Source organism: Microbacterium istanbulense (assembly GCF_037204145.1).
GTDB lineage: Bacteria > Actinomycetota > Actinomycetes > Actinomycetales > Microbacteriaceae > Microbacterium > Microbacterium istanbulense.
In genome coordinates, this window is the sequence record NZ_JBBDGN010000008.1 from 140,916 (window position 1) to 150,435 (window position 9,520).

12 protein-coding genes are annotated in these 9,520 nt (G+C 65.7%); all 12 read left to right on the forward strand.

What is annotated here, in order from left to right; all coding sequences use genetic code 11:
* Nucleotides 1–7 precede the first annotated feature (7 nt).
* Nucleotides 8–460 carry a hypothetical protein gene (locus tag WDU93_RS10055; RefSeq protein WP_337320176.1) on the forward strand — a complete coding sequence of 151 codons (453 nt, stop codon included), beginning with the start codon at nt 8–10 and terminating at the stop codon, nt 458–460.
* An 86-nt stretch (nt 461–546) separates the two neighbouring features.
* Entirely contained in the window at nt 547–1,212 is a 666-nt protein-coding gene (locus WDU93_RS10060) for a DsbA family protein (RefSeq protein ID WP_031207733.1), read from the forward strand.
* Complete coding sequence (locus tag WDU93_RS10065; RefSeq protein ID WP_337320183.1) at nt 1,209–2,237, forward strand: NAD(P)-binding domain-containing protein; 1,029 nt, start codon at nt 1,209–1,211, stop codon at nt 2,235–2,237. Before WDU93_RS10060 ends, WDU93_RS10065 begins: the two co-directional genes overlap by 4 nt.
* 17 nt (nt 2,238–2,254) lie before the next feature.
* The gene (locus WDU93_RS10070) at nt 2,255–3,163 is read left to right on the forward strand and encodes a cation diffusion facilitator family transporter (protein WP_259977653.1); all 909 of its coding nucleotides are present in this window, start codon (nt 2,255–2,257) and stop codon (nt 3,161–3,163) included.
* A gap of 47 nt (nt 3,164–3,210) precedes the next feature.
* Nucleotides 3,211–3,501 carry a TFIIB-type zinc ribbon-containing protein gene (locus WDU93_RS10075; RefSeq protein WP_259977655.1) on the forward strand — a complete coding sequence of 97 codons (291 nt, stop codon included), beginning with the start codon at nt 3,211–3,213 and terminating at the stop codon, nt 3,499–3,501.
* Nucleotides 3,502–3,769: 268 nt separating this feature from the next.
* A complete protein-coding gene (locus WDU93_RS10080; protein ID WP_259977657.1) occupies nt 3,770–3,931 on the forward strand; it encodes a hypothetical protein in 162 nt (53 codons plus the stop codon).
* Complete coding sequence (locus WDU93_RS10085) at nt 3,924–4,454, forward strand: signal peptidase II (RefSeq protein ID WP_021200787.1); 531 nt, start codon at nt 3,924–3,926, stop codon at nt 4,452–4,454. Before WDU93_RS10080 ends, WDU93_RS10085 begins: the two co-directional genes overlap by 8 nt.
* A complete protein-coding gene (locus WDU93_RS10090) occupies nt 4,451–4,786 on the forward strand; it encodes a DUF6804 family protein (RefSeq protein WP_021200788.1) in 336 nt (111 codons plus the stop codon). The genes WDU93_RS10085 and WDU93_RS10090 overlap by 4 nt, the downstream gene beginning before the upstream one ends.
* Before the next feature lie 207 nt (nt 4,787–4,993).
* The gene (locus WDU93_RS10095) at nt 4,994–5,932 is read left to right on the forward strand and encodes a cytochrome c oxidase assembly protein (protein WP_259977659.1); all 939 of its coding nucleotides are present in this window, start codon (nt 4,994–4,996) and stop codon (nt 5,930–5,932) included.
* Nucleotides 5,933–5,934: 2 nt separating this feature from the next.
* Nucleotides 5,935–7,560 carry an apolipoprotein N-acyltransferase gene (lnt, locus tag WDU93_RS10100; protein WP_322953048.1) on the forward strand — a complete coding sequence of 542 codons (1,626 nt, stop codon included), beginning with the start codon at nt 5,935–5,937 and terminating at the stop codon, nt 7,558–7,560.
* 2 nt (nt 7,561–7,562) lie between these two features.
* Nucleotides 7,563–8,591, forward strand: a complete 1,029-nt coding sequence (locus WDU93_RS10105; protein WP_337320212.1) for a M23 family metallopeptidase — start codon at nt 7,563–7,565, stop codon at nt 8,589–8,591.
* 104 nt (nt 8,592–8,695) lie between these two features.
* A partial coding sequence (locus WDU93_RS10110; protein ID WP_337320195.1) for an IS481 family transposase occupies nt 8,696–9,520 on the forward strand: 825 nt, incomplete at its 3' end.

Consider the following 9,520-nt stretch of genomic DNA (forward strand, 5'->3'; position numbering starts at 1 on the left):
TCGGAGGATGCACCGTTCGTTGCGGATCCCCGGTTCCTCGCGAACGAACGAGCAGCTATTGATAATGCGGCTCATTACCAGTACCGGACTGGCGTTGCTGTTGCTCTTCGGAGCGACCGCCACGATGGGGCATACGGATTCTCGGGGCGGCGAGGGCGTTCCCGTTGCCGTGACCGGACACGACAGCTCCGCTGTCGAATCGCCCGCAGCCGACCCCAGTCCCCAGCAGATCGTTGCTCTCTCGGGAGAAATGAACGCATCGCTGGGTGTCGCTCTGTGCACTCTGGGCATCCTGTGCGGGCTCACAGCGATCATCCTGATCGTGCGGCTGCTCTGGTCTTCTCGGCTGGCTTCCCCTCTCCGGGCCGGACCGCGCCCACTACCTCGTGTGTCGGTGTTCGTCTCCCCGCTGCGCACCACTGCGTTCTCCCTCTCTCAGCTCGGTCTCTCGCGAACCTGACGTCCGATGCGCCACCCTCGCGGTGGCGATACCGCGAGCTCACGCTCGTCCCGTCGTTCGTCTTGTCGTGTCATTGGAGTACCCCGTTGAAACCTGGTGTGAAAGCTGGCATCGTCACCGCTGCAGTCGTCGTAGTGCTGATGCTCGTCGTGTTCGTCGTTGTCCTCGTCAATCAGAACGGAAAGGAGCCGCCCGCGTCACCCGGCTCCGCATCCTCCGTCCCCGTCCAGCGCGAGAACTCGCATGTGCTCGACGAGGGCGGTGAGGGTGCCGTCACCGTGGTCGAATTCCTGGACTTCGAATGCGAGGCCTGCGGAGCCTTCTATCCGGTCGTCGAAGACCTGCGGACGAAATACGACGGAAAGATCAACTACGTCATCCGCTATTTCCCCCTGCCGGGGCATCTGAACTCCAAGAACGCCGCCGTCGCTGCCGAGGCCGCCGCGCAGCAGGGTCAGCTCGAGGGCATGTACCGCAAGCTGTTCGAAACACAGACGGAGTGGGCTGAGGCGCAGGAGTCCCGTGCGGACGTCTTCCGGGGCTTCGCCGAGCAGCTCGGCCTGGACATGGCAGCGTACGACAGGGCCGTGGCAGATCCCGCCACCGCCGAGCGCGTGGATCTGGACGTGAACGACGGCCAGGCGCTCGGAGTCGACAGCACGCCGACGTTCTACGTCGATGGCAAGAAGCTCCAGCTGCAGCGGTTTGACGACCTGGAGAGCGCCATCACGGCCGCGATGGAGACTCAGTGACGATTCTGGGACTATCGCATCGCCGAGCCATTATCGTCGGCGCCGGACAGGCCGGGCTGGCAGTCGCCTCCGCGCTCAGAACTGCGGGCCTTGCCCCGCAGCGAGACTTCGCGATCATCGACGCAAACCCACGCGGAGAGCGCTCCTGGGCCTCTCGGGCGGACTCCATGCAACTCCTCACCGACGCTCAGCACAGCGCCATCGGAGGCGTCCCCCTCCCTAGCGATCCCGCCCGCCGCCCGTATCCACCCGAGATGGAGCGGTACCTCACCGCCGTCGAGACATCGATCGGCGTAGCCACGATGTGGGGGATCCGCGCCACCGGAGTAGAACATCGCGGAACTGGCTCAACGCTCCTCCTGCGCACCGCCGAGGGAGCGGTCCAGACGCGCAACGTTGTCTGCGCCACAGGATTTGCCTCGCGGCCCTCGCTCCCCGCATGGGCGTCAGAGCTCATCGTGCCGGGAGTGATTCTTCACAGCGCGGACTATCGCCTCTCGCGTCAGATTCCTCAGGGTGACGTGCTGATCATCGGCGGAGGGGATAGCGGTACCCAGGTCGCCGGCGAGCTCGCTCACTCCCACGTCGTCACTTTGTCGACCAGATCTCGCCACCGGCACGGCGGACGCACCGCGCTCCCGCCCAGGGGCACCGTCCGCTCGTCTTGGTTCCGACGCCAGTCACCGACACCTGCGAGCGACGAACGACTCGACAAGCTGCTTCGGAGCGGGGTCACGTTCGCACCTGGTTCGATCGGCGTTGACGGTCAAGATGTCTTGTTCGCGGACGGTACGCGAGTGAAACCTCAGTCGGTGATCTTCGCCACCGGCTACCTACCCGGCGACCAGTGGCTTCCGCAGAGCGTGCGTGACGGGGCGCATCGCCGCCTACGACGGGGCATGACGACTATGCCCGGTCTGTTCGTGGCCGGTCATCCCCGGCACGGAAGGCACCGATCCGACACGTTCATCGGCGCGCAGCGGGACGCATCCGCGATAGTACGTCGAATCATGAATCGTCCCTGACACACAAGGAGAAGCGTATGGGAGCCGAACACAGTCACACCCCGGCGAGCACGCCTCGGCGGCGACTGATCATCGCCTTCGCGATCACGTCGACCGTCTTCGTCACCGAGGTGGTCGGCGCCGCGATCACGGGAAGTCTCGCGCTGCTTGTCGACGCTGCGCACATGCTGACGGACGTCATCGGCCTCTCTCTTGCGGTGACCGCCGCGCATCTCATGAACCGACCGCCCTCGGCGCGCCACACCTGGGGTCTGCGACGAGCCGAGGTCCTGGGTGCGCTCGCCCAAGCGGCGTTGCTTCTCGGAGTCGGGATCTTCGCCCTCGTGGAAGGCATCAGGCGACTGTTCGAGCCTCCGGAGATCGCCTCTGGCAGCTTGTTGTTCTTCGGCATCGTCGGCTTGCTCGCCAACGTCGCCTCTCTTCTGGTTCTCATGAGCGGCCGCAAGGCCAACCTCAACATGCGTGCCGCCTTCCTCGAAGTCGTCAATGACGCTCTCGGATCCGTCGGCGTGATCACCAGCGCCATCCTGATCGCCACGCTCAACTGGTATCGCGCTGACGCCATCGCCGGCATCCTGATCGCCCTGCTAATCATCCCGCGTACATTCATCCTGCTGCGCGCGTCCGGGAGCGTTCTGCTGGAGTCCACGCCTCCCGGACTTGACCTGGACGCTGTGAGAAAGCACCTCGAGGAGTTACCGCACGTCGTCAGCGTCCATGACCTCCACGCCTCCCAGGTCTCGACAGACCTTCCCACCCTGACGGCGCACGTGGTGATCAAGGACCAGCTGTCACAAGAGGACTCCGCGGCACTGCTTCGCTCGCTCCAGGAGTGCGTTGCCGAGCACTTCCCCGTGAGCGTGGAGCACTCCACGTTCCAGATCGAACCGCAATCCCACCCCGAAGAGCACACGACTCACGCGTGACAGCCCCCGTCGCGCCGTCAACGATCATCTATCGAAGGAGAACCATCATGAAATGCCCCGTCGACGGGACCGCCCTGCTCATCACGGACCGCTCAGGCGTAGAGATCGACTACTGCCCTCAGTGCCGTGGCGTGTGGCTGGACCGAGGTGAACTGGACAAGATCATCGATCGTGCCGCTGGCGCGATGCCTGCGCCCTCGGACGACCGTGGATACTACCCGCCCAGCGGCGATCACAATCGTGATCGCGGGCATGACCGCGGCCACGGTCACGATCGCAATGGCCGCAACGGTCGACGGCGTCGGGAAGGGTTCCTGGGTGACCTGTTCGACTTCTGAGACCCTCAGATCCCCTGTATGGCCCCCCGTCGTGTCCCGACGACGACGAACCCTCCTCGCTCTCATCGTGGTTGCAACGCTCGGCGTTGCGGCCCTGTTGGCAGGAGTGGAAAGTGCAGCTGCCAGCACGACTGCACCAACCGGCGACGTCACGACAGTCGCACCGTCGCCGACCGCGACGCCGCCGACCACGGCCTCCCCGTCACCGACGCCATCGCCATCCGAGACCCCCGACCGGTCGCATGAGAAGCGGAACGGAGAACAGGGCGTGCAGCGGGACGACCTCGGCTTCGCGGGCCTCCTGGTGGTCATCGCCTTCGCGTTCATCTTGACCATGGGCGCCTCCGGCGTCCTCTTGGCCGGCCGTGCTCGCCGCCGCCGAGACCGGGCCGAGGCGGCGGCGGCCGAGAAGGAGACCGGCGATGCGTAGGACGATTCCCCGGTATGCGGTCGCGTTCGTGGTTGCCGGGCTCGTGGTGCTGATCGATCAGGCAAGCAAGGCTGCAGCTCTCGCCGGTCTGAGCGAGACAGAGCGTATCCCCGTGCTGGGCGACCTGCTCGGTCTGCAGCTCGCGTTCAATCCCGGCGCTATCCTCTCCTTCGGCTCGGAGGCGACCTGGGTGCTCACCGTAATCGGCGTGGCCGCGGTGGTCGTGCTGTTCATCGGTGCCCGTCGCTCGCGTACGACGTGGTGGGCGGTCGGGATCGGCTTCATCCTCGGAGGGGCAATCGGCAACGTGCTGGATCGTCTGCTCGCGCCTCCAGGATTTGGTCGAGGTCACGTAACCGATTTCCTCGCCTACGGGAACTGGTTCATCGGCAACCTCGCAGATGTCGCGCTCGGGATCGGCTTCGTGATCCTGGGGTGCGGGCTCTGGATCCGGAGGCGGAGGATGGCGCACAGAGACGTGGGAGAGGCCCAGAGCGCGGGGGCTGGGATGAGAGGATCATGACGCCGAAGAAGCGCACCCCCTCCGTCTATCAGCGCAATGCTCTCGCCCCGAGCCTGATCGCTGCCGCCGTGCTGTTCCTCGCACCGGTATTGCTGACCAGCAGCTGGTCAACGGTCGTGCTGTTCGTGACGGCGATCCTGGCGATCATTGTCGGCTGGTTCGCCTTCCAGGCGCGGCAGTGGTGGTGGATACCCGTGTTCGTCGCCGTCGCGGTGATCTGGAATCCCGTGCTCCCATTCCCCTTCATGGGCCCCGTCTGGATCGGGGTGCAGCCCGCCGCTGCGGTGCTCTTCCTCGTCGCGGGCAGCTCGATCAAGGTCCTGAGGTCGTGACAGCCGCAAACGTCGCCTGCCGCGTCGTGCTGCGCTCCGGGCAAGCTGCGCAACAAAAGGAGGCTGCGACACCGCGATGACTCTGGCTCGCCCGCCCGTGCACGTCGCCGGAGCTGTCCGCTCTGGTGGCGACGTTCACCGTGCCCGGCGACGTCCATCGACGATGCGCGCGGGGCTCGTCGACATCCAAGTCGTGGAGTCTGTTCGATGAGCCCCTGGATTCCGGATTCTCCTCCGACGTTCGCCGACTATGTCGCCGTGCTCCCGGGGCCGTTCCCAGTGTTGCCGGTGCTAGCGGCGGTCCTGGCGGTTGCATACCTGGCAGGTGCGATCCGCCTGTGGCGCCAGGGGCGGCGGTGGCCGGTGTGGCGCACAGTCAGCTTCCTCCTGGGATGCGTGCTGCTCGCCGGTACCACCGGCCTTGGCGTCGAGGCTTACGGGTATGCGCTGCTGTCGGTGTTCATGTTCCAGCAGTTGACGCTGATGATGGCGATCCCTCCTCTGCTGGTCCTCGGCTCCCCCGGGACCCTCCTTCTGCGCGCCACCCCTCACCGTGGGATGGGACGGGGTCTTCTCCGAACGGCACACGCAGGCTTGCGGAGCCGTGCAGCCAGGTGGGTGCTCAGCCCGTGGCTGGCCCTGCCGATCTATCTTGCGGCGTTCTACGGTCTGTACCTGGCAGGCCTCGCTGATCGCATCCTCGCCACCATCGAGGGTCACGTAGCCCTTGAGGTCGCATTCCTCGTCGCCGGGGTCCTTTTCACCCTCCCTGTGCTCAGCTCAGACCCGCTGCCGATGCGGCTCAGCCACGGCGGTCGGGCGATCGATGTCTTCGCTGAGGCCGCCCTGCACGCGTTCTTCGGCGTCTTCCTGATGATGGCGACGACCATGCTCGTCACCCAATTCGTTGCGCCCACCGAGGCTCTCGGTCTCGATCCGCTCGAGGACCAGCGCCTTGCCGGCGGACTGGCCTGGTCGTACGGGGAGGCTCCCACCCTCCTGATGCTCGTGTACGTGATGCACCGATGGTTCCGCGAGGATACAGCCCGTGCTGCGGCGGAGGATCGGTATGCGGATGTGCACGGCACGAGCGAACTGGATGCGTACAACGCCTATCTCGAGTCGCTGCGTAAGAAGGACGCCTGAGAATGATGACGACCGCTGCGCTCCCCCGGCCCAAGCCGCCCCGAGCATCTCCTACAGCCCACTCCTCGGGACTTCCCGACACGCCGATGCTGCGTCTGCGCACCGCGCTGCCCCTCGCCGTCGTCGCAGGTGTCCTTCTCGATCTGTCCACTCCCGATGTGGGATGGTGGCCGCTCGCATTCATCGGCGTCGGGCTCTCCCTGGCGACTCTGATCGGACGAAGCATCGGGGGCGCCCTTGCAGTCGGGCTCCTGTTCGGCGCCAGCTTCTACACCCTCCACCTCGCCTGGGTGGGCGAGTTCCTCGGGCCCGTCCCCCGTCTCGCCCTTTCCGGGTTGGAGACGCTCTTACTGGGACTCGGAGCCATCCCTCTCTCTTTCGCCTATCGATGGACACGCCGCCTCCCGCCCCGTGGCGCGATCCAGCTCGCCGTCGTGTCGGTGATGATCGGGGGGCTGTGGACTGCCCGGGAAGTCGCCGTCGGCTCCTGGCCGTACAGCGGGTTCCCGTGGGCCCGCCTGGGGATGACCCAGGTCAATGGTCCGTTTCCGGAGGCTGCGTCGTGGATCGGCGTCACAGGGCTCTCGTTCCTCGTTGCCGTGACATCTGCCGCGCTGGTGCAGTGGATTCGCGCCGGCGGGCTAGTCTTCCCGCAAGGATCCCTCTTCCCCGTCGTCATCATCGGCGTCCTCGCCGTGACACCCCAGTTCCCGACCACCAGCGCCGGGACCTTCACCGTCGGGTGGGTGCAGGGCAACGGCCCTTCCGGATACTTCGATGACAAGTCACCGGGAGATATCCTCCGTGCCTACTCCTCGGCGACCGCGTCGCTGTATGGGAAGCAGACGGATCTCGTCGTGTGGCCGGAGGGAGCCGTCGACTCCGATCCGCTCCGCGATCGCGACACCGCTACGACGCTGGATCAGATCGCTACTGCCGCGGGATCACCGCTCCTGGTCAACGCCGCAACCACCCGCGAAGAGAAGACCTTCAACACCTCGATCCTATGGACGCCCGGGGCTGATAAGCCTCAGCTTCACGACAAGGTGAACCCAGTGCCGTTCGGCGAGTACGTCCCAGATCGGTGGCTGTATGAGAAGATCGCACCGGATCTCGTGCGGCTCATCCAGCGCGAGTACACCCCCGGGACGAACCCTCCCATCATCACCGTTGGCACCACCCGTGTGGGCCTGGCGATCTGCTTCGACGTGATCTTCGACGACGTGATCCGCGCCGGCGTCGAGGGCGGAGCGGAGCTCTACGTGTTCCAGACCAACAACGCCGACTTCCGCGGCTCCGACGAGAACCTGCAGCAGCTCGCCTTCGCGCGAATGCGCGCGATCGAGACAGGAAGAACGGTGATCAACGTCTCCACCGTCGGCACCAGCCAGGTCATCGATCCCACGGGGACAACCATCCAGTCGATCGGCGTCGACGTCGCCGCCGCCGACATCACCGAGGTTCAGCTGCGGACCGGTCTGACGGCAGGCGTCATTCTCGCTCCGTGGCTGTCCGTGCTCATCCCCGTGGCGGCGCTCACGCTCGTTGCCGCCGCCGGAGTACTCGATCTTCGTCGACGCCAGCCCGATCGTCGACCCCGCCCGCTGAAGAGGAGAACCACCCCTTGACTGTGCCCCGCACCCACGACGCGGCTCCCGAAGTACGTCTGCGCCGAGACCGCATCGCCAAGCCGGAACCTCACGCCGCCTCCCTTGTCGATAAGAACCGACCGCTCACCCGCGCTGACCTGCGGCGACGACGAGCGGCATCATCCTCCGCCGTGAGCGAGCAATCCGTCCGCACCTCGGAGGAGGAACGGATCCGGACCGTCTCCATCCCGGCGAGCGAAGCCGTGACCGAGACCGAGACCGTATCGACGACCTCTGCATCCCACCCCGCCACCGTGAGATCGCCGCGCATGACGCTTTCTGCCCCCGCAGGCAACCATGCGCGCCGCGTCAGTCGGAAGCTGGCCGCCATCGGGGCTCTGGTTGTAGCAGGGACGTTCACCGTCGGGATGACCTTTCCCGCCGCCGTCGTCGGCGGCCAGGCTTTAGGCGCCGCGACCCGGTACAGCGCCCCTGCGCAGGCCGCTCAGGTGCCAGACGATCAGATCCAGGCCTTCGTCACTCCCGGCGAGGTCCGCACCGAAACGTTGGACAGGCAGAGCGGCTTCAGCGTCGCGTCCACGGCGGATATCGCGGCAGTGGCGGGTATCAGGCACTTCACCGGAAGCAACCCTGTCGACCCGGACGCCGCCGTGCAATGGCCATTCCCCGTCGGCGTCCCCACCTCTTCCAACTACGGCCCCCGTGGTGGCCGGCAGCACGAGGGCGCCGATTTCACCCCCGGGGAGGGAGCAGAGATCCAGGCTATCGCCGGTGGAGTGGTGCGCATCGCCACCGAACAAGGAGGCGCCTTCGGCGTGACCGTGTACATCGAGCACGTTGTCGACGGTCAGACCGTCTTCAGCCGATACGCCCACATGCAGTACGGATCGCTGAAGGTATTCGAAGGACAGAACATCGGCGCTGGCCAAAAGCTCGGTCTCGTCGGCAACACGGGCAGAAGCTTCGGGGCGCACCTGCACCTCGAGATCACGACCGATGACGGGAAGGTCAACCCTGTGGCATGGCTGCAGGAAAAGACGCGCGACTAGTTGTAGTGTCCAGGGACGTTGTTTGATCTGGTTGCCGTGACATGACGAGAACCTCCGGTCAGAGTCGAGCTGCTTAGACACCCGCTCAAGTCCCGGAGGTTCTCGTGTCTCTCGGTAATGCGGCGCTGACGCCGCGCCAACGTCTGAGTATCGCGCAGTTGATCATCGACGAGGGATGGACGGTCGCGGCGGCGGCCGACTACTTTCGCGTCGGATGGCCGACCGCTCAGAAATGGGCGCGACGATATGTCGAGCTCGGTGACGCCGGCATGGCGGATCGGTCCTCCCGACCTCACTCGCATCCGTACCTGGTCAAGAAGATCGTCCACTTGCGCATTCGTAAACGATTCGGCCCTGTTCAGATCGCCGGTCGACTCGAGATGTCGCGCTCCACCGTTCACGCTGTCCTCACCCATTGCCACCTCAACCGCCTTACGCACGTCGATGTGAAGACCGGTGAGCCCGCCCGACGTTACGAGCATGACCACCCGGTCTCGCTGATCCACGTCGACGTGAAGAAGCTCGGCAACATCCCCAACGGCGGCGGCTGGCGCTTCGTCGGCAAGCAGCAAGGCGCCAGGAACCGTCAATCCACACCTGGTCTGGCTCGAAACACGCGCCGTCACGAGATCCTCGGCTACGCGTTCATCCACACCGTCATCGACGACCACTCCCGCGTTGCCTATGCGGAGATCCACGACGACGAACGCGCCGAGACAGCCATCGGCGTTCTCCGACGCGCGGTCTCCTGGTTTGCCGACCACGGTGTCCGCGTCGAGCGCGTCCTGTCCGATAACGGCTCGGCCTACCGATCCCACGCCTGGAAACGCGCCTGCGCGGACCTCGGCATCGCACCAAAGTTCACTCGCCCACGCCGTCCACAGACCAACGCAAAGATCGGGCGCTTCCACCGCACCCTCGCCGACGGC